Source organism: Chryseobacterium gambrini (assembly GCF_900156825.1).
Taxonomy (GTDB): Bacteria; Bacteroidota; Bacteroidia; order Flavobacteriales; family Weeksellaceae; genus Chryseobacterium; species Chryseobacterium gambrini.
Genome location: NZ_FTOV01000002.1, coordinates 163,670 through 187,586, shown reverse-complemented (window position 1 = coordinate 187,586; position 23,917 = coordinate 163,670). Strand labels below are relative to the sequence as shown.

The following is a 23,917-nucleotide window of genomic DNA, read 5'->3' as shown; positions in this document are numbered from 1 at the left end:
TTCAGATGATTTTTCAGACGACTTTGATATTTAATTATTATGACAATTGCAGAAATTTTAGCGTTAATCGGAATTAAGATTCCTGATAACAACCAAAAAAAAATAAAAGCGAAAGATGTTCGCGATTCTTTTCAGCTTATGGGAGAAGAGGTTGATACAAAGGCTGATGCTGATGCCGAAAATATTACTCCTCAACTTGCTCAGAATTGGAAAGCAAAGATTGAAACCTTAACTTCCATTCAACAACCTCAGCTGAATGGAAATATTCTTTCAGTTTATTATACTGGAGAAAATGGAGTACAGCAAACCCAGAATGTTGATCTGAGCGGATTAGCAACAAATGATATCAGTATTGAAAATGCTGAGTATGATGCTGCACAAAATATTATTACTATCACACAAAACGACGGATCCTCTTTCCAGATAAATTTATCTGAGTTCAGCATTATTCCAACTACAAATCCTGATGGAAGTGTTTCATTGGTACAGGAAGCCGTTGAAAAAGTAAAAATACATAAGGTTGGTATCTCTGGCAATTATAATGATTTGATTAATAAACCAACTTTTGCCGAAACCGACACTTTACAATCGGTCATTGATCGGGGAAATGGAACAACAAAGCCAATTATATTTCAACCGAGTCAAGGAAGAGCTGGAGAACTATATTTTAATCCAACAACTTATTCATGTTATTTTGGAAACTTAAACGCTTCGCATACCGGTACATATAATCATGGATGGGGATTTAATTCTTTAGCAAAAGTTACAACCGGTACAGCGAATGTGGCTTTCGGTGCATACTCTGGTTCTGAATTAACAACTGGTAATTATTGTGTATTTTTTGGGATCAACGCAGGAAGTAAGTCGACTACCGGAGCAGCAAACACTTATGTTGGAAATGAGAGCGGTTCCAGCGGAACAACATCATATAAAAATACCTTTGTCGGAGCTTATTCTGGATTTACCAATACAACAGGAATTGGTAATACATTGATAGGCTACAAGGCAATGAATACTTCAAATCTTGGAGATTTCAATACCGCAATAGGTTGGGCTGCAGGGCAAGGTGTTACGGGGCGTAATAATATGATGATTGGCGTTGGTGCAGGATACAATGATGGAGCAATAAGTAATAAATTAATTATTCATTCAAACAACACTCTTTCTGGGGTAACAAATACTTCAGAAGGCGTATATGGGAGTCCACAGCAAGGGCAGTTAAGCAGAGCGTTAATAACTGGAGATTTTCTTGATCGATGGGTGAGAATGAATGCATCTTATTTACAGGTAGGAAATCCAGGTACAAACGCAAATGATATTACAATAAATCCATCAACCGGAATTACGGCTGCTCAATTATACACACCTTCAAGTAACAATGATTATGTTCAAAGAGGTTGGATTTTTGCAAATTACTATAACCAATCTCAAATTAACTCTTTATTGAGTAGAACATATCGTGTAATGGGTTCGGTTGCTAATTTTGGAGCTTTACCTACTTCTGGTCAAACCGTTGGGGATGTATGGAATTTACTTGACACAGGAGAAAACTATGTTTGGGTTGATAATTTGAATAATACCGGTATTCCAGGCTGGGATAAGCTCTCCGGAATAGTTGATGTTTCTGGATATATTCCGATTACTGGAACCGAAATTAATAATCCTGTTTCTGGAAATATCCAATTTGAAAACGGTGATGGTCCCGAATATGAAAGTTATCTTTATAAAGTAAATAATGTTGATGGATTACAAAACTCATTAGTATTTTTCCCTTCATCGGTACAATTAAAATCTTCTGCTTTAGACGATTCTGTTGCTTCAACATTTGATGTTTCAACAGATGGAATCTTAGCATATTCCTATACTTCCAGATTAAGTGTCAATCAAACTGGACTCTCATTAAGAAATATTGATGGCAATGATAAAGTAAAAGGAATTCTTATAAGCAGTTCTACTGATGAACCTATTTTAATTGAGCATCAAGCGGTCAATCCAAGAGGATTAAGCTCAGGAACTTATTTTGGAGATAATGCTCAAGATAATGACTACATCCAAAAGAAAAAGGCACAGGAAATGATTACGGCATCAAGACCATATAAAGTATATACCTGTTTACTGGCTGCCAGCGGTTCTCCCGCGCTTCCAAATCCAATTGTCCTTGAAAATACTATTGGTAATATCGTTTGGAGCAGAAATAATGTAGGTGAGTTTTTCGGAACCCTTAACGGTGCTTTTCCTATCAATAAGGTTTGGACGGTTTGCTCTCTAAGTCAATCAAATGGTGGAGTTGGTTCTGATAAACATATTATTTCTGCAAGACTTGACAATGATAGAATTTTCTTTAAACTAACCAATGCAAATGATGGTTCGGCTATTGACCTCATCGGTCAGTTTGGTTCATTAGAAATCAGAGTATATAATTAAAACTCAAGAAATGAAACTAATAAACTATATACTTGAATTAGCAGGATTTAATAGTGTTAATGATTTTTTAGGCACTTATCATGTTTTGTTTCCATCAATATTGGGAATATCATTATCATTTGGAGCTGGAGTAGGTTTTTTAGAAACTTACTCTGGGGTATCGTTTCTGCTTTGGGTTTTTATGATCGTCGGTACTATTGCAGATTTAGTTTTCGGAGTTGTCGCTAACCTGTATTACCTCAACCATGAATTTGAAACAAAAAAATTTATGAGAGGTGTTTTTAAAGCGTTCGTATTATTTGCTGTGATCTTCATTACAAATATTTTCAAAATGGGTATTGAAAACTCAGCTATAAAACCAGAATTCCTTAAAGATCCATTCATATACCTGACAGCCACGATACACTATTCTTTCGTGCTTTTGATTGGTATATACATTTTACTGAGTATTGCTGAAAATCTGGCTAAAATGGAAATCCCAGTGGCGATATCGCTCACTAAGATTTTAAAAGTAAAAATTAAAAAAATTGAAAATTTAGAAAAAGATGAAGAAAATAATACTTCTGACAATTAGTTTTCTGACTTTCTCATGCGCTTCGGTTGAAAAAAACAAAATTGATGAGCTTCAGAAAATTACTACTCAGTCAAAGCAAAAAGGTAAAGATTTAACAGAATCAAGGTCAGGATCAGAAGTAAATTCTGAAGTAATTTCAAAAAATGAAAATGTAAATTTTTCTATTGTTCCGGAGCCTGGAAAATTTGCTGAGTTTTCATTCAATTATGGCGGTAAGTTAATCACCGGCAGCACAACCGGAGCAATTAATTTTTCAAATCATAAAACGGAAACAAAAACAAAAACCATTACTAAAACATACACAATTGAAAAACGGTTCCGGTACTGGTTAAACATTACAAAAACACAGATCATTTACAGGATAAAAACCAAAACTAAAATTATTACAGTTGACTATCCTTGGTATTTCTGGGCGATCCTCATTCCTTTTATAATTATTGCCTGGGAAATTTTAAAAAGATACCTGCCAATAAATTTATTAAAATTTTTAAAACCTAAAACCGATGATTAATAGAAAAAAATTCTTTGATGAATACAGACAGAATCTTGATCCAAATAGAAAATTAGATCAACCTGAAGTAAATGCTTTAAATATATTCTTAGATTTTGCAGATGCAGCTTGGAAAATGTTTACAGTTCAACAATGGTCTTACATTTTTGCAACCACCTTTCATGAAACTAATGCAACGTTTCTACCAATAAAAGAAGCATATTGGTTATCTGAAGACTGGCGAAAAAAAAATCTTCGTTATTTTCCATACTATGGGCGTGGTTACGTTCAAATCACATGGAAAGATAACTACAATAAATTCTCTCAGGAGATTGGAGAAGACTTTGTAAAAAATCCGGATCTGGTTATGCTTCCCAAATATGCTTTTAAAATCTTAATTGACGGATTTAAAACAGGTGCTTTTACTGGAAAGAAAATCTCGGATTATATCAATGATAAATCTAAAGATTACATCGGAGCAAGACGTTGTATTAACGGAACAGATAAGAGTGATCTTATTGCAACTTATGCTGCAACATTTGAGCGAATACTAACTAAATAAAATGAGATGTTATTTATCTACTCCCGGACGTGTTCCGGGAGTTTTTACTTTGATGTAAAATGTAAAAGCAGAGCGACCATTCCAAACAAACTGATCCATGATAATATTCCAATGATTATTGTTTCATTGTCTTTGGATTGAAATAACATACAGTCCTTAATAAAATCTCTAATAAAATTCATACTCTTTTTTGCAAAAATATACATATAAAATTCCTTTGGAGTATGGGTTTCCGTAAGGTTATAATTTTTGCTGACAGTAAATTTACTCTATGGAATTTATAGAAAAATTGATTGTTAATTATATTATAATTGGATACCTGAAGGAAGGATTAAATCAGCATGAGATTGCAGAAAAACTAAAAAAAGAAAATATTAAGCCGAATAGTTTGAGTTCTATTGAGAAAAGATTGAACCAAATTCGTCACTATTATGATGCAAAAACTATGTTTCATCTTGCTTGTATTTTACATAATAAAATAATTTAAAAAATTACGGTTTCCCGTACGAGTGAATAAAAATATTATTGTAATATTGTGTCATTAAAATTGGAAATTAATGAAATTTAAGTTTTTGCTATTATTAAGTATATTTAGCTTTATTATTAGTAAAGCTCAAAAAAATGATGCAGATTTAGAAGTTGTATATTACTTTAAAATCATTCCAGATTCTTTAAATAGATCAAATTTTACAGAGTCAAATATGATTCTGCGCTGTAATAAAAATAAGTCTGTGTACTTCAGTCCAGCTATGGCAAGTTATTATGAATACTTAAAAGATTATGCACAGAAAATTGATCCTAAAAATATTGACGTTAATTCACTGAGACCTTCAATTCCAAAAGTAAGACATAATGTTTGGAAAGAGGATAATAATGTTATTGCTACAGTTCCGTTGGGAATGTATTTTTATTCTTTTAAGGAGCCAGAATTAAAATGGGAACTATTAAATGAAATAAAGGATATTCAAGGTATGAAATGTCAACTAGCAAAAGTTAATACTGAAAATGATACTTTCTATGCATGGTATACTTCAGAAATTCCTTTCTCTGACGGTCCATTTAGATTTAAGGGTTTGCCCGGTTTGATTTTGGAAGTTTATAATAAGAATAAAACAATTGAATTTTCTTTAGCGAGTATAAAAAAATCAGATAAACCAATTGAAAAAATGGAAAGAGTTTCCACAATCGATTTACAAGCAAAAAAAGATTTTTTTAGACTTAGAGAAAAATGGTTACAATATCCTTTTAACAATATTGTAAATAAAGACATTGAAAAACGTGGTTTAGAAGAAGTGAAAAAACTAAATGTTTTTTTAGATTAATATATTAACTTATTAAATTAAAAATTTATGAAAAAAATTTTTGTTATCGGTGCATTAGCAATGTCAGCATTATCATTTGCTAAGCCAAATGTTGAATCTTCGATTGTTAAAAAAGAAACAAAAGAAGCAAAATTTAGAGGTGTATACACTGTTACATTTACGTTACCTTGTACAGGACAAACAATAACAGCTTGGTACTACACAACAACAACAGAAGGAACAGCAGCATTTAACGCTGACTTAGCATGGGCTGTAAATGTTACTGTTGATGAAAACTGTGGAGCTGGAACATCCGGTGTTAATACAGGATTCTAAAAAGAGCTTAAATAATTATAAGCCTGTCTAATTTAAGACAGGCTTTTTTAATGTATTAAGTTATTTAATTGATATCTTCTTTAGATACTCTTTATTCCTATCAGACTTTCCGACAGTATATTTTTTTGTCGTTTCCGGAGATAAATGACTTGCCATGCCTTGAGCCAAATTAATTGGAATTATTGGTGCTTCCTGTGAGTTTTGAAGTTGATCCAGTTTATCCAAGAATAAATGTTTCCAAGAATAAAAATTCTCAGTTACTTTTATTGGCTTTTTAGAAATTGGATCTATGATTTTATCCGACTCTTTTACATTCCTTCTCCATCGTTTCTCAATTTGACTAGAATTTATTTTAGTTGGTCCCGGACGTAAACCTTTTGAAAATACATAATCATCTTCCGAATTGCATTCGAGTAAAATTTGACGCCAATATGGAATTGCTGCAGGAATAATGACCTTTGTTTCCCATTCAAATTTTCTTCTTTTTTTTATTAAAACTTTATATTCCTGATTTTCTATATCAACATATTTAGCCTGAAGCCTAAATAATTCGGTAGATCTCGCTCCGGAATAATGGAAAATATTTGCATATCTATAAAACTCAGGAAAATTATCATGTAAATATTGTAGAACGATTGCTTTCTTCCGATCTGTAAGTAATTCTCTAATCGCGGGTGTTTCTGCTTTTTTAGATAGAGAGCCGACTGGATTAAATTCGACACAACCGTATTCTAACAATTCATTAAACAAAGTTTTTAAACAGCTTCTATGCTTATTGAAAACTGAATTTGTAGTATAGATAGCTTCAAGAATATTTTTAACATGCCAAATTTTAGTATCAATTATTCTAAGATCTCCATAGCCAAGCTCCGGAATAACTTTCTCAATAAGATTTAATAGCTGTCTTGATAAGCCGATGTAATCTTCAGAGAAAGGAATTTTATCTCTCACCTTCCAAAGAGCTGTCATAAAATTCAAATCAGGATTTAATTCTCCAAGAGAATTATTCATGTAAGTTTTTGAAATTGGATTAAACTTTAATTCGTCAAGTTTATGCTCCATTTCTTCTTTGAAAATCTCGGCAAAGATTTTTAGTTCTCGGAGAGAATCTTTTGAAAATTTTTTTCTGTATTGAAATCCATTAGGGTATTGATCTTTAAACTTAGGATCATAGAATCTACATTCCACAAACCATACTTTGGAAAACTTCGATTTTGAAGTAAAATCCATACACCCTTTTGGTGAAAAATAAACTCCGGTTCGTTCGCAACCATTAGTGAGCTTTATTAGCTCTGTGTTTCGTTTTCTCATTTTGGTAGATTTAATGTTGACGTTAATGTTGACATCGAACATTTTCTACCTTTGTTAAAGCTGATATAAAAAGCGGGAAACCCAGTGTAGGAAAGGTTTCCCTTTTGAGCCAACTACGGGACTTGAACCCGTGACCTCTTCCTTACCAAGGAAGCACTCTACCGCTGAGCTAAGTCGGCCTAAACTAAAAAATCACACCAAAAAGCGTGATTTTTATTGAGCGGAAGACGGGGGTCGAACCCGCGACATTCAGCTTGGAAGGCTGACGCTCTACCAACTGAGCTACTTCCGCAATTTTGTTTCCAAAATTATTGGTAACGCTGTGCAAACTTAAGGAAAATCCTTTATTTATGCAACTTTTTTCTAATATAAAATGTGGGGAGAGCAGGATTCGAACCTACGAAGCCGAAGCAACTGAGTTACAGTCAGTCCCATTTAGCCACTCTGGAATCTCCCCAGATATTTTATATTAAATTGAGCTTCCAGAGGGATTCGAACCCACGACCCCGAGATTACAAATCACGTGCTCTGGCCAACTGAGCTATGGAAGCATTTTAATAAATGGACTGAACGCTGTGAGAAACTCTACTCTACATCATTTCAGTAGTAAAAAAAATCACGCTTTTTAAGAGTGTGATATTTGAGCGGAAGACGGGGGTCGAACCCGCGACATTCAGCTTGGAAGGCTGACGCTCTACCAACTGAGCTACTTCCGCAATTTTGTTTCCAAAATTATTGGTAACGCTGTGCAAACTTAAGGAAAATCCTTTATTTATGCAACTTTTTTCTAATATAAAATGTGGGGAGAGCAGGATTCGAACCTACGAAGCCGAAGCAACTGAGTTACAGTCAGTCCCATTTAGCCACTCTGGAATCTCCCCAGATATTTTATATTAAATTGAGCTTCCAGAGGGATTCGAACCCACGACCCCGAGATTACAAATCACGTGCTCTGGCCAACTGAGCTATGGAAGCATTATTAAAAAAGAATTCAAAAGATCGCTGTTCCCTTTTTGCGAGTGCAAATATAGAACGGATTTTTTGAATTCTCAAATTTTTTAATAACTTTTTTTAACTTTTTTTTCTAAGCCATTTCTTTTTTCTTGATTAATAGCTTTTTAGCAGTATCAACGCATAGGTCTAAACTTTCCTCAAAACTTGCAGAGGTCTTCTTTACTACAATATCGTCTCCCGGAACCGCCAGAATAATCTCGGCAGTTTTGTTTGCTTTATCCGAGTTGTTTTCTACTTTTAAAAATATTTTACACTCCTGAATTTTGTCATAAAAAGTATCCAGTTTGCTTACTTTTTTTTCAATGTGTGATTCTAGTGGTTCGTGTGGAGTTAAACCAATTGATTGTACTGTGATCTTCATAATTCGTCATTTTTTGAGGCTCTTGGATGAGCCCGATTAAACACTTTTTTCAATTGTTCAATATTGGCATTCGTATAGACTTGAGTACTTGCAAGGCTGGAATGTCCTAATATTTTTTTTACTTTAGAGATCTCTGCCCCATTATCCAAAACGTGCGTAGCAAAGCTATGGCGAAGGATGTGAGGACTTCTTTTTTCTTTTGTTGTTATAAGACTAAGGTACTTATTAACGACCACATAAACAAATTTTTCAGTGAGTTTTTTGCCTTTCTTATTGACAAAAAAATACAAATCGTATTCAGACAGTGGTTTCCTTATTTTCAAATAACTTTTAAGCAGATCCGAAAGTTCTCCGGAGATGGGGATGTATCTTTCTTTGTTTCCCTTTCCTATTATTTTCAGTTCGTTTCCGCTAAGGTTTACATTTTCAAAAGTCATACCACAAAGCTCTGCTTTCCGGATTCCTGTCTGATAAAGCACCTCAACGATACATTTATCCAGAATATCGTTAATTTCTTCAAAAACCTGATCATTAAGTGTTTGCATTTCTTCTTTTGATATCGGGATCTGCTTTTCGGGATAAAATTTTAATGAAGAAATACTTTCTGTGGGAGAAATTTTTATTTCACCGATTTTTAAAAGAAAAAGGTAAAAGCTGCGAAGCGAAGACAGTTTCCTGTTAATACTTCGTTTGGAAATATCATTTTCGCTCAGCTCTACGATAAAATTTCTGATAATTTTTTTGTCCGCTTTGGAAATATCTTCTGAAGCTTCTGTCTTCAGGCAGAAATGGGAAAAATCTTCAAGGTCTTTTCTGTAGCTTGTAATGGTGTGAGGAGAATATCTCTTCTCGAACTGTAAATATTCCAGGAATTTGTCCAGCATCATTTAGTATATAAAAACAAAAATTCACTCTTCAAATATAAACATTTAAAGAGTGAATTTAGTATGTGTGTAAGAAAATTCTTAAGCCTGTTCTTCTTTGCTAAGATTTCTTTGCTTGTGAGCAGCCTTTAATCTAGCTTGTCTTAAAGTTACAGAAGGCTTGATAAATTGTTGTCTAGCTCTTAACTGACGAACTGTACCCGTTTTATCAAATTTTCTTTTATATTTTTTTAATGCTCTGTCGATAGACTCTCCGTCTTTTACTGGAATTATTAACATATATTACATCTCATTTTGGATTGCAAAAGTAAACATTATTTATGAAACCGCAAAACTTTATTCAATAAAAATCTTTAAAATCATGTAACTTAAATTTTCAAAATAATTCATTAAGAAAAGCATTTAACATTTTATTCGTAATAATTTAAGTGTATTTATAAAAAATTATTCAACAAATTATATGGTTTTGCATTCTTTATTTATTTAGATTTGCAGATTATATTAAACTGCTTAAAACCAAACAGCTATGATCCTATTCCATCACTCCTTTTTTATAAGGACTTTTCTGCTTTCACAGCCTACAGAATCTAAGTTTTGATTTATTTCGAGTAAAACCATATTCCCTTCAACATGCTTAAAAAATTACTCTTTTCTACCGTAATGCTCTTTTCTGTTTTTGTGTTTTCACAGGAAGATTGCGTTTCCGCCATTACCGTCTGCGGAAATTCGGGCATTAATTATACTCCTGTAGGAATCGGCAACACCAATGAAACTCTGGGAGGATGCCTTTCTTACGAAAATCACTCGGTTTGGTATAAATTTACGATTGCCACCAGCGGAACACTTACTTTTGACCTCGCTCCTACCGGACCGGTGGATTATGACTGGGCGATTTACGGACCGAATGTAACCTGCTCCAACAGAGGAACTCCGGTAAGATGTAACGCTTCCGGATATTATACCAATACAGGGATGAACATGACGAATACCAATACCTCATCCGGCGCAGGAAATACAGATCCTTACTGTAAATATATGGATGTCGTGGCGGGTCAGACGTATTATTTATATATAGACAACTGGTCTACAACAGTTTACACCTTTAATCTAACATGGGGAGGAACGGCAACTTTTGTATCTCCTTTTACCAATTCCACGATAGCTCCCAATCCTTTTGTACCGCCGGGAAATCCGGGACCAACCGCAAGTTCTCCGAGAGAAATAAATATTTGCGGAAGTTCTGCAACTTTCAACTTCAGCTCATTATCTGCGGGAATATTGAATGGAAATCCTAATTTTTATGTTTCCTATTACAGTACAGCGAACAATGCAGCTACGGGAACTAACCCGATTACAGCACCTATTACTGTCAATACGAGCAATACCTATTATTATAACATCAGTTATCAGGATCCTAACAATCCCAATAATTCTATTAATTCCTGTAAACAAACGAATGCTATCGTTTTTAAAGACAAAAGTATAACGGCATCTATAACTGCATCCTCCACAAAGTTATGCCCTAACGGAAATGTTACTTTAACATCGAACAATGCGACAGGAAACACATGGTCTACAGGAGCGACAACTCAGTCTATCACTGTAACGACTCCCGGAACCTATACTTTAACGAGCAGCAACGGAATCTGTACGAGTCCACAAGCTTCCGTTACCATCACCCAGGACACAGATCCAAATGCGCAGATCAGCGGAAATCTGACATTGTGTGAAAATACTTCCACGATCCTTACTGCAACTTCAACAGGAACAGGAAACACCTATTCATGGTCTACCGGAGCTACAACTCCTTCAATTACCGTAACTGCTCCCGGAACGTATATAGTAACCGTAAAAACTCCGGCGAACTGTCAATACACAAAATCCGTAACGGTTGTACAGGGTGCGGTTCCTGTTGCTCAAAATGCGACTTTAACCAATTGTTCCAGTACAAGTACAGCAATTTTTAATTTAACAACAGCACAGACCAACATAAGCACGACTTCAGGAGTTACTTTTGATTATTATGTGAATCAGGCAGATGCCATTGCCGGGAATACAAATACTATTGCAACGCCGACCGCTTATACATCGGGAAACGCAACCATTTACGTAAGAGTAAAAACGGCAACATGCTCAAAGGTAGTTTCCCTTCAGCTCAATGTAACCCAGCTTGCCTCTCCTACAATTACCAGTTCATCTTTGACGATCTGTTTTGGCGGAAATGTAACGCTTACTTCAAGTGTTCCGACAGGAAATACATGGTCTACCGGAGCAACAACACAATCCATCACGGTTACATCCGGAGGAACTTATTCTTTAACCAACACCAACGGAATATGTACGAGTGCGCCCGTTTCAGTAACATTAACCGCAGAAAGCGATCCGAATCCTCAGATTACGGGAAATTTAATCGTCTGCGGGTCTCCGACAACCTTAACAGCAACATCTAACGGAACTGGAAATACATATTCATGGTCTACAGGTGCCATAGGAAATTCAATTTCAGTTTCAACGCCGGGAACTTATACGGTGACTGTAAAAACTCCTGCCAACTGCCAGTACACAAAATCTGTGACAGTAGTTCAGGGAGCAGTGCCTGTTGTACAAAATTCATCTTTAAGCGTCTGTTCAAATAACAATACCGGAACATTTAATTTAACATCAACACAACCGAACATCAGTACAACAACAGGAGTAACATTCAGTTATTATCTGAATCAGGCGGATGCATTGGCCGGAAACAGCAATACGATTGCAAATCCTTCGGCTTATATTTCAGGAAATGCTACGATTTATGTTTTGGTAAAATCAGGCTCATGTTCGAAAATTGCTGAATTACAGTTAATTGTTAATGTAAAACCAATTCCGACAATTACTGCTTCATCGAATGTCATCTGCAACAACAATCCTGTTACCCTTACTTCGGGTTCAGCAACAGGAAACATATGGTCAAACGGCGCAACGACACAGTCGATCACCGTATCTGCTCCGGGAACTTATACTTTAACCTACAATAACGGAACCTGTACAAGCGATCCTGTTTCCGTTACGATCACTCAGGGAACAGATCCGAATGTTCAGATTTCCGGAAACTTAAATTTCTGCGAAGGCGCTTCAACCGTTTTAACGGCTAGTGCAAACGGAACTGGAAATAATTTTTCATGGTCAAACGGAGCCACAACTGCCACAACCACAGTAAATGCTTCCGGAATTTATACGGTAACGGTAACTACGCCGGACGGTTGTCAATATACAAAATCTGCAACCGTGACAATGGATCCGGCCATCGTCATTAATATTAATCCTCCGGCAGAAATTAACTGTACAAATGCTCAGGTTACTTTAAATGCAACGACTTCTGTTTATCAACCCGGATCTACTTTCTTATGGACCGCTACAGGTGGGGGAAATATTGTTTCCGGAGCCAATACGTTAACACCGGTTGTTAATAATTCAGGAACTTATACTTTAACGATTACAAGCCCGACTTCCAACGGATGCGTAAAACAAGGTTCTGTAACGGTTATTAAGAACATCACACCGCCGATCATCAGTGTTTCGGCACCAAAAATATCAATCTGTAAAGGTGAATCTATTGCTCTTACAGCAATGGGCGCTGCAACATACACATGGACGGGATTAACAGGAAACGGCAACACACAGATTGTTTCCCCGACAATCACCACAACTTATACGGTAACAGGAATCGGAACAAACGGCTGTTCTGCGACGACTCCTGCTACAATTACCATCACGGTTGTTCCTGAAATTGTTTCTACGCTAAAAAATATTGAGATCTGTAAGGGTGACAAAGGTATTCTGGATGCAGGAAGCGGTCCGAATTACTCTTATTCATGGAATACCGGAGCAACTTCTCAAACCATCAATGTAGACACAGCGGGAACCTATTCGGTAACCATCAGTAACGGAGTCTGTTCTAAAACGTTTACTGCAACGGTAGGATATATTGTAACTCCTCAAATTAAAGAAATCACTTACAAAGATCCATTCTTAACGATTATTGTACAAAATAACGGAAATGTACCTATAGAGTATTCCATAGACGGAGGCGTAACATGGCAGGCTTCCAACACTTTCCAAGTACTAAAAAACACGAAATATTCGATAAGGGTAAGAAACAGAGGAGCAACCTGCGATACCACGGCAGAATATTATACGTTCTTTATGGCAAACGTAATTACTCCGAATAGTGACGGAAGCAATGATGTGATTGATTTCAGCGAGATCAGCAAATACGGAAATTTTGAAGGGGGCATTTTCGACCGATACGAAAAAGAAGTTTTCCGACCGACTACCAAAACGCCGATCTGGGACGGAAAATACATCGGAAGACCTCTTCCTACAGGAACGTACTGGTATAAATTACAGTGGGAAGATAAAATCATAAAAAAACCTGTTCAGCTTTCGGGATGGATTTTACTGAAGAACAGGGATTGATGAAGTTGAAGTTAAGACTGAGATTAAGATTGAGATTGAGATTGAGATTAAAATTGAGGAAAGGAATTAGATGAATTATATAAGTGTCGGCTATTTTCCGGCACTTTTTGTTTTTTGAGGGTTATTTTTTTGCTGTTCAGGCTTTTGTTCTTTGCTTAAAAGTTTTTTTTCGTCTATCATTTATGCTTCCGGCTTCCACCCTAGCCCTGATTGTAGAGAAAATCCCGGAATGGAGCGGCGGAGCGAAGCGGAGCCGCGTAATGAGGAATTGCAACGGAAAGCAGGATAAGCTTCAAATAAAATACATGAAATCCCATTATTAAAATGACTGAAAGAATATGAACTGAATTTGAATAAAAGTGTTATCTTTGCATTCACTTTATTCATGGGGTTGACTGGTTTCGACAGCAAGGTCAATGGGTAAGTAAGCATGCAGAGAACCGTAGCGCGATCTCTATAATCCCTTGCTACAAAATTTTAACTGGCAACGAAGAGTTCGCTCTTGCAGCTTAATATCGAAGTATAGTAGATCAAGCGTTTCCCCGAAGATTTTAGTAAGGGAGCAAGATATTCCACAAATGCTCTGTTCTGCGGCGTTTGATTCTGGGATATAGGAATGCGGAAATAAGGCTTTAGACGCTTCGGCTAAAGCTCGAAAACCTCAGAAGATAAGCTGGAAGTTGGGTGTCTGCTCTCTGCTTCCCGTCGAAAACCAATAGCAGAATAAGCATGTAGAAAGCTTATGTATTGCTTGTTTGGACGAGGGTTCGAATCCCTCCAACTCCACAAAAGAGATTGTTTTAAGCAGTCTCTTTTTTATTTTTCAAATATTAAAGAGCTTTACTTTTATTGTCCGCGTTTTTCTTCCTCCTGCTCTTTCGGTATTCCCAAGGCGAAACCGCATTCTTATCCATCCACAAACCAAGCTTTTTTGCTTTGGCGGTATCCTGTAACTTTTGCAGATCAATATTCTTAGAGGCTTTAAAATACCACCATCCGAAACCTGCCTTTATGATTTCTTCGGAAAGATATTTATTATGATCGTAAAAAATTTTGGCAACGGTTCTTTTGTACCTGTCTTTTCCCGTCCTGTAGAATGCCACCGTTTTCCCAAATACAGCTTCACTGGTAAATTGCTTGGCATTTTTTCCAAAAGCCTGACCTTTTTCAGGACAATCTACTTCCGCAAGCCTTAACGTTTCCTGAATATTGTCGGATAATAAAACGACAACAGTATCACCATCTTTCACCTTAATTACTTTTCCTTCCGTCTGTGAAAAAATAAATGCTGAAAATAAAAGAAACTGGATAAAAAGGATTTTTCTCATGAAAACAAAGAATATATAAAATAAAAAGAAGCTGCAAAAGTATAAATAATAAAGCTCTGATATAAAAAATACCATTTAAAATGCTCAATCAGAAGGATTCTGTATTCAGGATAAAAAATAGTGAATGATAAAGTTAAATAAGACAATGAAACGTTAAAATATAAACCCCTGAAAACTAAAACACTAAACCCACAATTTACAAAATACTCTCCTGCAAACCACAAAAAAGACTAAAAAAATGTTTTATCGTAAAGAATTTTATATATTTGCACCATCTAACAATTAAAAAAAAATTTACTATGTCAGACATTGCATCAAGAGTAAAAGCTATCATCGCTGATAAGCTTGACGTTGAAGAAACAGAAGTAACTCCAGAAGCTAGCTTCACAAACGATTTAGGAGCTGATTCTTTGGATACAGTTGAACTTATCATGGAATTTGAAAAAGAATTCAATATTCAAATCCCTGATGATCAAGCAGAAAAAATTACTACTGTAGGACACGCTATCGCTTATATCGAAGAAGTAGTAAATAAATAATATTCTTCAACAAATAAGAAAATTAAACAAAGTTTATGGAATTAAAAAGAGTAGTTGTAACCGGTTTTGGAGCAATAACACCAATTGGAAATAATGCAAAAGAATACTGGGAAAATCTTGTGAAAGGTGAGAGCGGTGCTGCTCCTATTACTCTTTTTGATGCCACAAACTTTAAAACTAAGTTCGCTTGCGAAGTTAAAAATTTCAATCCATTAGACCATTTCGACAAGAAAGAGGCTAAAAAAATGGATAGAAATACACAACTTGGGCTTGTTGCTGCAAGAGAAGCAGTAACCCACTCAAGAATTATTGAAGATAACGTAGACAAAAACAGAGTCGGAGTAATCTGGGGTTCAGGAATCGGAGGTTTAGAGACTTTTGAGACTGAAGTTTTAGGATGGGCAAATACGGAAATTCCGAGATTCAATCCATTCTTTATTCCTAAAATGATTGCAGACATCACTCCGGGACATATATCTATAGAGTATGGTTTCCATGGTCCGAATTACACTACTGTTTCTGCATGTGCGTCTTCAGCAAACGCTTTAATTGATTCCAAAATGCTGATCCAGCTTGGAAAAGCAGACGTTATTGTGTGTGGAGGCTCAGAAGCAGCCGTTACAGCAAGTGGTGTCGGTGGTTTCAATGCAATGATGGCACTTTCTACAAGAAATGATGATCCTAAAACCGCTTCAAGACCTTTCGACAAAGACAGAGATGGATTTGTTCTTGGGGAAGGAGCAGGATGTATCATTCTTGAAGAATATGAGCACGCCGTAAAACGTGGTGCTACAATTTACGCAGAATTAAAAGGCGGCGGTCTGAGTGCAGATGCACATCACATGACAGCACCTCATCCTGAAGGTTTAGGCGCTTATCTCGTAATGAAGAACTGTCTGGAAGATGCAGGATTAACTGCTGATGAAGTAGATCACATCAATATGCATGGTACATCTACTCCATTAGGAGACATTGCAGAATCTAATGCCATTTCAAAATTATTGGGAGAACACGCTTTCGATATTCAGATTAATTCTACAAAATCAATGACCGGCCACCTTTTGGGTGCTGCAGGAGTTATTGAAGCTATTGCTGCGTTGGGAACTATTATTCATGGTATTGTTCCTCCTACCATCAACCATTTTACTGATGATGAAAATATCGATAGCAGACTGAATTTCACATTCAACGAAGCTGCTAAGAAAGATGTAAAAGTAGCCATGAGTAATACTTTTGGGTTTGGTGGGCACAATGCATGCGTTCTATTTAAGAAAATCTAAATCTACTGAATGGAGTTACAGAAATACTTTTCTAAATTCCTTCTCAAAAAAAGAAAAAGACAACTAACGGAGAGAGATTATTTTCTCATTACTGAACTCAGCAAAATGCTTGGAACTGAGGTACAAAATGTTGCCCTCTACCGCGAAGCTTTTTCTTTAAAAAATTCTTCTAAAAACAAAGACAGCAACTACGAAAGGCTGGAATTTTTAGGAGATTCTGTTTTGGGTACAATTATTTCTTGTCATTTGTTTCATACCTATCCTCAAGCCAATGAAGGATATCTGACGCAGATGAAATCTAAGATTGTTAATAGGAAAAATCTTAATAAATTAGGAGAAGACTTAAAACTTACCAATCTTCTGCAGAAACAAAATTCTGTTGTTGCTTTAGGTGAAAACATCTCCGGAAATTTATTTGAAGCTTTAATTGGTGCTGTTTATTTAGATTTCCAGTATGAAACCTGTAAAAAGATCATTCTGGAAAGATTACTTACGCCTACAGAAATTAACAAACTAGAAAATAAAATTGTAAGCTACAAAGGTCTTCTGCTGGAATGGAGCCAGAAGAAGAAACTGAATATAAAGTACGAAACTTGCGAAGAAATTCAGGTAAATAAATCGATTGTTTTCCGATGTCATGTTTGGCTGGGAGAAGAAAAAATCGCGAATGCCACAGAAACTTCCAAGAAGAAAGCCGAAGAAAAGGCAGCACAAAGAGCATTTTATATTTTAAACAAAAAAGAAAATATACTTGGAAATCCAAAGACTTTATGATATAGATGATATTGAATTTGAAGATATTACCATCGGATTGGTAAGATTAGCAAAGAATATACCCGATCATGAGTTTTTCTATAAAGTAAATCAAAACAACGATCTTACATTCAAAAGAATTGAAGATGTTATTCTTCACGGATCTTATTATGATTACTTTTTTCCAAGATTTGAAGCTTACCACAAATTTACAAAGACTTGTTTTACCTTCATTTCGAACAGATCTGCAGAAAGTAAACAAAAAAAATTACAGACTGAACTCTTCTCGGAAGAAGAAAACATTAAATTTTTATTAAATAATCAGGTAGAAGTGCAATATATTTTGCACAGTTCGGAACAGTTTCCTGATTTTTCCGTAATTTTGCTCCCTGAAAATCTTGTGTTTCCGATTCAAGATTATACATTAGGTTCTGAGGAAGAACTTTATCAAATTATCCAGTATTATGAATAAGTATTTAAAGAAGACAAAAATTATTGCAACGCTTGGTCCGGCTTCATCGTCGAAGGAAGTAATGTTAGGGTTAATGAAAGCAGGTGTTGATATTTTCAGAATCAATTTTTCACACGCTGATTACGACTTAGTTCGTTCAAATATCGAGATCATCAGAGAACTTAATAAAGAATATGGCTTCTCGGTTGGTATTTTAGGAGATTTACAGGGTCCTAAACTAAGAGTAGGAGTTGTAAAAGAAGGTTCTTACCTTAATCCGGGAGACATCCTTACTTTTACCAACGAAAAAATTGAAGGAGATTCTACAAAAGTGTACATGACGTACCAACAGTTTCCACAGGATGTGAAGGTTGGAGAAAGAATCCTTATTGATGATGGTAAACTCGTTTTGGAAGTTACCGAAACCAATGAATTAGACACTGTAAAAGCGAAAACCATTCAGGGAGGACCGTTGAGTTCTAAAAAAGGGGTAAACCTTCCCAATACGAATGTTTCTCTTCCTGCTTTAACGGAAAAGGACATTCAGGATGCCAATTTCATGCTGGATCAGGAAGTAGACTGGATCGCTCTTTCATTCGTTCGTCATGCACAGGATATTATTGATCTTAAAGAATTAATTTCAAAACATCCGAACGGAAAATTCAAAACGCCGATCATCGCGAAAATTGAAAAACCGGAAGGGGTAAAAAATATCGACGAAATCTTATTGGAATGCGACGGTTTGATGGTTGCACGTGGAGATTTGGGAGTTGAAGTTCCGATGGAAGAAGTTCCTGCTATCCAGAAGACTCTGGTAGAAAAAGCAAGATTCTATTCTAAGCCGGTAATTATCGCTACGCAAATGATGGAAACAATGATCAACAGTTTAACGCCAACAAGAGCGGAAGTAAATGACGTTGCAAATTCTGTATTGGACGGAGCAGATGCCGTAATGCTTTCAGGAGAAACTTCTGTAGGAAGATATCCGGTTCAGGTAGTGGAAAATATGGCTAAAATTGTGAAGAACATTGAAACTACTCATTTTTACCAGCACAAAAACGAGCCTATCGAAAAAGATTTCAACTGTATTGATGATCGATTTATCACCAACAGAGTTTGTCTTGCAGCCGTAAGAATTGCGAAAACCACTAACGTTTCTGCGATTGTTACTTTAACGAGTTCAGGATATACAGCATTCCAGCTTTCTGCACACAGACCCAATTCCCACATCATCGTATATAGTGGAAACAAGAGAGTTATTACCATGCTGAATTTACTTTGGGGAGTTCACGCATATTATTACGATATGAAGAAATCTACTGATGAAACGATTATCCAGGTAAATATGCTGACACATAACTACGGTTATATCGAGGCTGGAGACTTTGTAATCAACATCAATGCTACTCCATCTTACGAAGGCGGAAAAACAAATACCTTAAGATTAACGACAGTTTAATTTAGACAAAGTCATTATAAACAAAAAACTCACGAAAGATCTTCGTGAGTTTTTATTTTTTTTGAGCTAAAAGCGGAAAGAATAAATATTGAAAGTTAATTAAGCAACACTTTTATAAACTTCCATCTTCCATCTCCCCTCTTCCAACTTCCTTATTTACTCATAATTTCCTACAACAGTTCTTGCCGTTACAAATTCGCGTAAAGCCAATAAAGAAAGTTCTGTTCCATATCCTGAAGCTTTTGATCCACCGAATGGAAAACGCGGATCAGAACTTGTCATTCTGTTAATATTAACGGTTCCCGATTCAAGATTTTCTATGAAGAATAGTTGTCGTGAATGATCTTTTGTCCATACGGAATTTGAAAGTCCAAAAGGAATATCATTCGCCATTTTCAAAGCTTCTTCGTCACTTTTAGCAATCATCACCATTCCCAAAGGTCCGAAAAGCTCTTCCTGTAGAATAGGATTTCCTTCCTGCACACGAATTAAACCGGGTCTGAATTCATTTTCAGAAATTCTTTCCAGAGGAAGAATGATTTCAGCACCATGTTCAAGTGCTTTCTGAAACTGTTTTTCCAGTTCATCTGCCAGATCCGGTCTTGCCATTCCGGCAATTTTAGTTTCTTTATCCATCGGATCTCCAACCTCATATTTTTTATATTCTTCAATAAATATAGGAAGAAAGGCATCTTCAATTTTTTCATCAATGATGAATCTTTTCGCCGCGGTACAGGTTTGTCCGCAATTCTGAAGTCTTGATTTTACCCCCGCTTTTGCCGCTTCATCCAGATCTCCGTCTTCCATTACAATAAAAGCATCACTTCCGCCAAGTTCAAGCAGAGATTTTTTGATATTTAATCCTGCAATCGAAGCTACTTCTCCTCCTGCTTTTCCGCTTCCTGTCAGACTGACTCCTTTTACCGCATCATGTTCGAGAATTCCTTTTACTGCTTTATGGCTTACCTCAAGATTCTGGAAAATTCCTTTCGGAAATCCGGCTTCCAAAAGTACTTTTTCGATTGCATTTCCACTTCCGAAACAAATCGACGCATGTTTTAGAACAACGGTATTTCCGGCTAAAATGGCAGGAACGGCAAATCTCAAGACCTGCCAGAAAGGGAAATTCCATGGCATTACTCCTAAAATTACCCCTTTTGGAACATAATGAACTTCAGAATAAGAAAATTCGGACTCGATTTTCTCTGGTTTTAAAATATTTTCAGCATCTGCATAATAATTCATCATTAAAGCACATTTTTCAACCTCAGCAACAGATTCTGAAATAGGTTTGTTCATTTCCTGAGTAATGATCGTTCCAAATTTTTCAGAATTGTTTTTTAAGATTTCCGCTGCTTTAGCAATGAGTTTCTGTCTGTCTTCGAATGGTACTTTTCTCCATTCTGAAAATGCCTTATCTGCTTTGATAAGTTTATTTTCAATTAATTGTTCCATACTATAATTTCTGTTTTAAATTCAGTCTTTGCCGAATTTAATTAATGCTTTTCTTCAAGCATCTTGGAAGCAACAAATCCTGTTCCTTCGGGTTATATAAAATAATGATTTTTTCTATCGGAATATTGTTAATTTTTATGTTAAATCATAAACCACTCATTCATAAGTGTTGCGGCTAATCTTGCAGTTCTGTCCTGTATGTCAAACTGAGGATTTACCTCTGCGACGTCGAGTGCCAAAAGTTTTTCACTTTTCAGAATATGTCTGTAAAAATGCATGAATGTGGCATCAGCAAAAATTCCGTTATAGGCGGAAGCGGAAACTCCGGGAGCAATGGAAGCGTTGAAAACATCCATACAAATCGTAAGATACAGATAATCTACACTGTCGAGCAGATCATTAATTCTTTGGTAAACGGAAGGTAAGTTTTCAAAGAAAAGTTCATCGGCAAGAATATATTTCATTCCGTACTGATGGGCGGTATCAAATAATTTCAAAGTATTTGAATTTCTCTGAATTCCGATATGCAGCGAATGAATTTCGCCTTCCTGAGCAATTTGCCAGAATCCGGTTCCGGAACTCGCTCCTACTCCATTTTCAGGCTGTCTGTTATCAAAATGAGCATCAATATTAATGATTCCTATCTTCTGTTCAGGAAAAGCTGTTTTCAAGCCTAAATAATGTGCATAAGTGACTTCATGACCTCCGCCTAAAACTACAGATCTCCCTCCTTTCAACAACACTTTGGAAACATTTTTAGCAAGACTGTTTTGGGTATTCTCTAAATTTCCGTCTTCACAGGTAATATTTCCAAAATCCAGCAAAGAAAAATCAGGACGGATTACAGGAAAATTCGACATATTTTTACGGATAATATCCGGAGCATCTTTTGCGCCCTGTCTTCCCTTATTCCGTCTAACGCCTTCATCTACAGTAAATCCATGTAAAATGAAATCTTTAGGTGAAACAAGATCGTAGTTATTTTCTTCTTTTACCCTCTGAAATATTCTGTGGAAAAGAAGTTCTTCTCCGTCTAATCTTCCCTGCCAAATCGTGTTCATCATTAATAAGTTTAATTTGTGTGTGGTTTTAATTGTTATGCCAGAAGCATCTCTGCAATTTATTCAAAAAGATAATTAAGAAATTCTAAATTGGGATTTATTGCTCTTATTAATTCAAGTTTTTTGTCTCTTTTTAATAATTTTATTTCTTTTTCTCTTTCTATCGCCTGATGTATCCAGCCAAAGCTTTGATAGTAAATCAGAAAACAGACATTATATTTTGCAGTAAAACTATCAGGATTTAATTTATTTATATGTTGAGATAATCTCTGATGCAAGTTTCCGGTAACTCCCGTATATAAAACTGTTCTGTTTTTATTAGTTAAGATGTAAACATAAAATTTATAAATTCCTTCATTTAATTCGAACATTTTTTATCGTTTGTGTTAAAGTATATTTAGATGCTTTCAGCATGACAATTCGAACGTCTTAATATAGCGTAATATTTGTCATGCTGAAAGCATCTAAATTAATCTGTAATATAAAACATTATGTTTTTTTAAATTTTAATTCCATCAATATAAACATTCTCCGCTTTTAAGCTTCCCTGATTATAAAGGACATTCTGGAAATTATTGGTTTTAAAAGTCACAAAATCTGCTTTCAATCCACCTTCCAGTCTTCCTCTGTCTTCCAGACCAAGCGCAAAAGCTGATCGGAAAGTCATTCCTGCTAAAACTTCTGCTGTCGTCAACTTTTCAAATGTTGCCAGAATGGAAGCTTGAGTAATTAAATTTCCCATAGGCGCAGAACCGGGATTCCAGTCACTTGCGATCGCTACAATCGCTCCTGCGTCCAATAATTTTCTCGCCGGCGTAAATTTTTCTCCCAATCCTAAACTTGCCCCGGGTAAAGCCGTGGCTACCGTATCAGATTTTGCTATAAATTCAATATCGTCATCAATGGTGGCTTCCAGATGATCGGCAGATTTTGCCCCCACTTCAACTGCAATTCTTGAACTTCCCGGAGTAAACTGATCTGCATGAACAGTAATTTCAAAACCTAATTCTTTAGCTTTTAACAAAAAGTTTTTGCTTTCTTCGGGCTGAAATGCCGACTTTTCAATAAAAATATCAACCCGCTTTGCCAAATCCTCTTCTTTTACTTTCGGTAAAATTTCCGTTACAATATAGTGCAAGTACTCTTCATTGCTTCCTTCAAAATCTCTTGGCTTCAGATGTGCGGAAAGACAGGTTGGAACCAGAGTTGCTTTCGTCTGTTCCTGCGCTTTTTTAATGATGCGAAGCATTTTCAGTTCGTTTTCAGCGTCTAAACCATAACCGCTTTTTACTTCAATGGTTGTAATTCCAAGAGAAATTAAAAAATCAATTCTTTCGAGCAAAGTTTTTAACAATTCTTCCTCCGATGCATTTCTTGTATGCTGCACCGAGCTCCAGATTCCTCCCCCGCTTTCGGCAATTTCGAGGTACGTTTTTCCTGCGTTACGCATGGCAAAATCATTCGCCCGGTTTCCGCCAAAGCAAATATGCGTGTGGGAATCTACGAAAGCCGGAAGAACAATCTGCTCTCCTTCTACCGTTTCAATTTCTATATTGTGGTTTTCGGATTTTAGAATCTCAAAGTTTCCGACTTTCTCAATTTTATTATTATCGATTAAAATTCCTCCATCGGGAATGATTTCAAGCTGTTCGTCTGAAAGTTTTCCTCTTAAAGGAAGGTTTGCAAGTGTTACAACCTGCTTGAAAGGACCAATTAGTTTCATTTATTTAGTTTAAAGCTAAAGTTTAGATCAATAGTTTGATTACTTTACTTAGATGCTTTCAGCATGACAAAAAATCTGCATAAAGTTTGTCATTCCGTAGGAATCTCAGCTTAGAATAGTTAAAAAAAATTTTAACTTGTTTTTTCTCTCTCA

At 35.9% G+C, this 23,917-nt stretch carries 22 protein-coding genes, 7 tRNA genes and 1 other RNA gene; 14 read left to right on the top strand and 16 right to left on the bottom strand.

All coding sequences use genetic code 11. From position 1 onward, the window contains the following. The first annotated feature begins 39 nt into the window (after positions 1 to 39). From BW951_RS04315 to BW951_RS04285, 7 genes are all read left to right on the top strand, one after another. Positions 40 to 2,424 (top strand): autotransporter outer membrane beta-barrel domain-containing protein, encoded by a 2,385-nt coding sequence (locus tag BW951_RS04315; RefSeq protein WP_027380857.1) that lies wholly within the window; start codon positions 40 to 42, stop codon positions 2,422 to 2,424. 10 nt (positions 2,425 to 2,434) lie between these two features. Further along, positions 2,435 to 2,998, top strand: coding sequence for a phage holin family protein (locus BW951_RS04310; RefSeq protein WP_034752999.1), 564 nt, complete (start codon positions 2,435 to 2,437; stop codon positions 2,996 to 2,998). Then, on the top strand, positions 2,970 to 3,509 hold the full coding sequence (locus tag BW951_RS04305) for a hypothetical protein (protein ID WP_027380855.1): 540 nt from the start codon (positions 2,970 to 2,972) through the stop codon (positions 3,507 to 3,509). The genes BW951_RS04310 and BW951_RS04305 overlap by 29 nt, the downstream gene beginning before the upstream one ends. Next, positions 3,502 to 4,050 carry a glycoside hydrolase family 19 protein gene (locus tag BW951_RS04300; protein ID WP_027380854.1) on the top strand — a complete coding sequence of 183 codons (549 nt, stop codon included), beginning with the start codon at positions 3,502 to 3,504 and terminating at the stop codon, positions 4,048 to 4,050. Before BW951_RS04305 ends, BW951_RS04300 begins: the two co-directional genes overlap by 8 nt. Positions 4,051 to 4,321: 271 nt before the next feature. Beyond that, positions 4,322 to 4,537 carry a hypothetical protein gene (locus tag BW951_RS04295; protein ID WP_027380853.1) on the top strand — a complete coding sequence of 72 codons (216 nt, stop codon included), beginning with the start codon at positions 4,322 to 4,324 and terminating at the stop codon, positions 4,535 to 4,537. Between the two features lie 70 nt (positions 4,538 to 4,607). Beyond that, positions 4,608 to 5,372, top strand: coding sequence for a GLPGLI family protein (locus BW951_RS04290; protein ID WP_027380852.1), 765 nt, complete (start codon positions 4,608 to 4,610; stop codon positions 5,370 to 5,372). Positions 5,373 to 5,399: 27 nt separating this feature from the next. After that, complete coding sequence (locus BW951_RS04285; RefSeq protein WP_027380851.1) at positions 5,400 to 5,687, top strand: hypothetical protein; 288 nt, start codon at positions 5,400 to 5,402, stop codon at positions 5,685 to 5,687. A gap of 60 nt (positions 5,688 to 5,747) precedes the next feature. Here BW951_RS04285 and BW951_RS04280 read toward each other — a convergent pair whose 3' ends face one another. The 11 genes from BW951_RS04280 to rpsU all read right to left on the bottom strand — a co-directional run bounded on the left by BW951_RS04280 (position 5,748) and on the right by rpsU (position 9,536). After that, entirely contained in the window at positions 5,748 to 6,998 is a 1,251-nt protein-coding gene (locus tag BW951_RS04280) for a phage integrase family protein (RefSeq protein ID WP_139326095.1), read from the bottom strand. 107 nt (positions 6,999 to 7,105) lie between these two features. Next, a tRNA-Thr gene (locus BW951_RS04275) sits at positions 7,106 to 7,177 on the bottom strand. 40 nt (positions 7,178 to 7,217) lie between these two features. Then, positions 7,218 to 7,290: transfer RNA gene (locus tag BW951_RS04270), tRNA-Gly, on the bottom strand. Positions 7,291 to 7,374: 84 nt separating this feature from the next. Next, positions 7,375 to 7,455 (bottom strand) — tRNA-Tyr (locus BW951_RS04265). A 20-nt stretch (positions 7,456 to 7,475) separates the two neighbouring features. Further along, positions 7,476 to 7,549, bottom strand: a tRNA-Thr gene (locus BW951_RS04260). Between the two features lie 92 nt (positions 7,550 to 7,641). Beyond that, positions 7,642 to 7,714: transfer RNA gene (locus BW951_RS04255), tRNA-Gly, on the bottom strand. Positions 7,715 to 7,798: 84 nt separating this feature from the next. Further along, positions 7,799 to 7,879: transfer RNA gene (locus BW951_RS04250), tRNA-Tyr, on the bottom strand. 20 nt (positions 7,880 to 7,899) lie between these two features. Further along, positions 7,900 to 7,973: transfer RNA gene (locus BW951_RS04245), tRNA-Thr, on the bottom strand. Between the two features lie 109 nt (positions 7,974 to 8,082). Next, complete coding sequence (locus BW951_RS04240; protein ID WP_076390695.1) at positions 8,083 to 8,373, bottom strand: HPF/RaiA family ribosome-associated protein; 291 nt, start codon at positions 8,371 to 8,373, stop codon at positions 8,083 to 8,085. Then, a complete protein-coding gene (locus BW951_RS04235) occupies positions 8,370 to 9,257 on the bottom strand; it encodes a tyrosine-type recombinase/integrase (RefSeq protein ID WP_076390996.1) in 888 nt (295 codons plus the stop codon). Before BW951_RS04235 ends, BW951_RS04240 begins: the two co-directional genes overlap by 4 nt. An 81-nt stretch (positions 9,258 to 9,338) precedes the next feature. Next, the gene (gene rpsU, locus BW951_RS04230; protein WP_062697349.1) at positions 9,339 to 9,536 is read right to left on the bottom strand and encodes a 30S ribosomal protein S21; all 198 of its coding nucleotides are present in this window, start codon (positions 9,534 to 9,536) and stop codon (positions 9,339 to 9,341) included. 351 nt (positions 9,537 to 9,887) lie between these two features. On the opposite strand from rpsU, the gene BW951_RS04225 reads away from it, so the two are divergent. Both BW951_RS04225 and ssrA read left to right on the top strand, forming a co-directional pair. Further along, positions 9,888 to 13,715, top strand: coding sequence for a T9SS type B sorting domain-containing protein (locus BW951_RS04225; protein WP_076390694.1), 3,828 nt, complete (start codon positions 9,888 to 9,890; stop codon positions 13,713 to 13,715). Positions 13,716 to 14,102: 387 nt separating this feature from the next. Beyond that, positions 14,103 to 14,504: a transfer-messenger RNA gene (ssrA, locus tag BW951_RS04220) on the top strand. A 41-nt stretch (positions 14,505 to 14,545) separates the two neighbouring features. On the opposite strand, the gene BW951_RS04215 is transcribed toward ssrA, so the two are convergent. Then, positions 14,546 to 15,043 (bottom strand): thermonuclease family protein, encoded by a 498-nt coding sequence (locus BW951_RS04215; protein ID WP_076390693.1) that lies wholly within the window; start codon positions 15,041 to 15,043, stop codon positions 14,546 to 14,548. 299 nt (positions 15,044 to 15,342) lie between these two features. On the opposite strand from BW951_RS04215, the gene BW951_RS04210 reads away from it, so the two are divergent. Genes BW951_RS04210 through pyk form a run of 5 tightly spaced genes read left to right on the top strand, consistent with a single transcriptional unit; the run spans position 15,343 to position 19,525 of the window. Beyond that, a complete protein-coding gene (locus BW951_RS04210; protein ID WP_002976354.1) occupies positions 15,343 to 15,582 on the top strand; it encodes an acyl carrier protein in 240 nt (79 codons plus the stop codon). 35 nt (positions 15,583 to 15,617) lie between these two features. After that, entirely contained in the window at positions 15,618 to 16,862 is a 1,245-nt protein-coding gene (fabF, locus tag BW951_RS04205; RefSeq protein ID WP_076390692.1) for a beta-ketoacyl-ACP synthase II, read from the top strand. Between the two features lie 9 nt (positions 16,863 to 16,871). Continuing rightward, positions 16,872 to 17,636 carry a ribonuclease III gene (gene rnc / locus BW951_RS04200; protein ID WP_076390691.1) on the top strand — a complete coding sequence of 255 codons (765 nt, stop codon included), beginning with the start codon at positions 16,872 to 16,874 and terminating at the stop codon, positions 17,634 to 17,636. Next, entirely contained in the window at positions 17,614 to 18,087 is a 474-nt protein-coding gene (locus tag BW951_RS04195; protein WP_076390690.1) for an IPExxxVDY family protein, read from the top strand. The genes rnc and BW951_RS04195 overlap by 23 nt, the downstream gene beginning before the upstream one ends. Continuing rightward, complete coding sequence (pyk, locus tag BW951_RS04190) at positions 18,080 to 19,525, top strand: pyruvate kinase (protein WP_076390689.1); 1,446 nt, start codon at positions 18,080 to 18,082, stop codon at positions 19,523 to 19,525. The genes BW951_RS04195 and pyk overlap by 8 nt, the downstream gene beginning before the upstream one ends. A gap of 156 nt (positions 19,526 to 19,681) precedes the next feature. Here the strand turns inward: pyk and BW951_RS04185 are convergent, their stop codons facing one another. The 4 genes from BW951_RS04185 to hutI form a co-directional block, all read right to left on the bottom strand. After that, the gene (locus BW951_RS04185; protein WP_076390688.1) at positions 19,682 to 20,980 is read right to left on the bottom strand and encodes an aldehyde dehydrogenase family protein; all 1,299 of its coding nucleotides are present in this window, start codon (positions 20,978 to 20,980) and stop codon (positions 19,682 to 19,684) included. Between the two features lie 140 nt (positions 20,981 to 21,120). Then, positions 21,121 to 22,041, bottom strand: a complete 921-nt coding sequence (gene hutG / locus BW951_RS04180) for a formimidoylglutamase (protein WP_076390995.1) — start codon at positions 22,039 to 22,041, stop codon at positions 21,121 to 21,123. A 59-nt stretch (positions 22,042 to 22,100) separates the two neighbouring features. Next, a complete protein-coding gene (locus tag BW951_RS04175) occupies positions 22,101 to 22,412 on the bottom strand; it encodes a GIY-YIG nuclease family protein (protein ID WP_076390687.1) in 312 nt (103 codons plus the stop codon). A 128-nt stretch (positions 22,413 to 22,540) separates the two neighbouring features. After that, entirely contained in the window at positions 22,541 to 23,764 is a 1,224-nt protein-coding gene (hutI, locus tag BW951_RS04170; protein WP_076390686.1) for an imidazolonepropionase, read from the bottom strand. Positions 23,765 to 23,917: the final 153 nt, after the last annotated feature.

Excerpts from the sequence above, each read along its gene's own strand:
- BW951_RS04315 (WP_027380857.1), top strand. The coding sequence starts at position 40 with ATGACAATTGCAGAAATTTTAGCGTTAATCGGAATTAAGATTCCTGAT.
- BW951_RS04310 (WP_034752999.1), top strand. The coding sequence starts at position 2,435 with ATGAAACTAATAAACTATATACTTGAATTAGCAGGATTTAATAGTGTT.
- BW951_RS04305 (WP_027380855.1), top strand. The coding sequence starts at position 2,970 with ATGAAGAAAATAATACTTCTGACAATTAGTTTTCTGACTTTCTCATGC.
- BW951_RS04300 (WP_027380854.1), top strand. The coding sequence starts at position 3,502 with ATGATTAATAGAAAAAAATTCTTTGATGAATACAGACAGAATCTTGAT.
- BW951_RS04295 (WP_027380853.1), top strand. The coding sequence starts at position 4,322 with ATGGAATTTATAGAAAAATTGATTGTTAATTATATTATAATTGGATAC.
- BW951_RS04290 (WP_027380852.1), top strand. The coding sequence starts at position 4,608 with ATGAAATTTAAGTTTTTGCTATTATTAAGTATATTTAGCTTTATTATT.
- BW951_RS04285 (WP_027380851.1), top strand. The coding sequence starts at position 5,400 with ATGAAAAAAATTTTTGTTATCGGTGCATTAGCAATGTCAGCATTATCA.
- BW951_RS04280 (WP_139326095.1), bottom strand. The coding sequence starts at position 6,998 with ATGAGAAAACGAAACACAGAGCTAATAAAGCTCACTAATGGTTGCGAA.
- BW951_RS04240 (WP_076390695.1), bottom strand. The coding sequence starts at position 8,373 with ATGAAGATCACAGTACAATCAATTGGTTTAACTCCACACGAACCACTA.
- BW951_RS04235 (WP_076390996.1), bottom strand. The coding sequence starts at position 9,257 with ATGCTGGACAAATTCCTGGAATATTTACAGTTCGAGAAGAGATATTCT.
- rpsU (WP_062697349.1), bottom strand. The coding sequence starts at position 9,536 with ATGTTAATAATTCCAGTAAAAGACGGAGAGTCTATCGACAGAGCATTA.
- BW951_RS04225 (WP_076390694.1), top strand. The coding sequence starts at position 9,888 with ATGCTTAAAAAATTACTCTTTTCTACCGTAATGCTCTTTTCTGTTTTT.
- BW951_RS04215 (WP_076390693.1), bottom strand. The coding sequence starts at position 15,043 with ATGAGAAAAATCCTTTTTATCCAGTTTCTTTTATTTTCAGCATTTATT.
- BW951_RS04210 (WP_002976354.1), top strand. The coding sequence starts at position 15,343 with ATGTCAGACATTGCATCAAGAGTAAAAGCTATCATCGCTGATAAGCTT.
- fabF (WP_076390692.1), top strand. The coding sequence starts at position 15,618 with ATGGAATTAAAAAGAGTAGTTGTAACCGGTTTTGGAGCAATAACACCA.
- rnc (WP_076390691.1), top strand. The coding sequence starts at position 16,872 with ATGGAGTTACAGAAATACTTTTCTAAATTCCTTCTCAAAAAAAGAAAA.
- pyk (WP_076390689.1), top strand. The coding sequence starts at position 18,080 with ATGAATAAGTATTTAAAGAAGACAAAAATTATTGCAACGCTTGGTCCG.
- BW951_RS04185 (WP_076390688.1), bottom strand. The coding sequence starts at position 20,980 with ATGGAACAATTAATTGAAAATAAACTTATCAAAGCAGATAAGGCATTT.
- hutG (WP_076390995.1), bottom strand. The coding sequence starts at position 22,041 with ATGAACACGATTTGGCAGGGAAGATTAGACGGAGAAGAACTTCTTTTC.
- BW951_RS04175 (WP_076390687.1), bottom strand. The coding sequence starts at position 22,412 with ATGTTCGAATTAAATGAAGGAATTTATAAATTTTATGTTTACATCTTA.
- hutI (WP_076390686.1), bottom strand. The coding sequence starts at position 23,764 with ATGAAACTAATTGGTCCTTTCAAGCAGGTTGTAACACTTGCAAACCTT.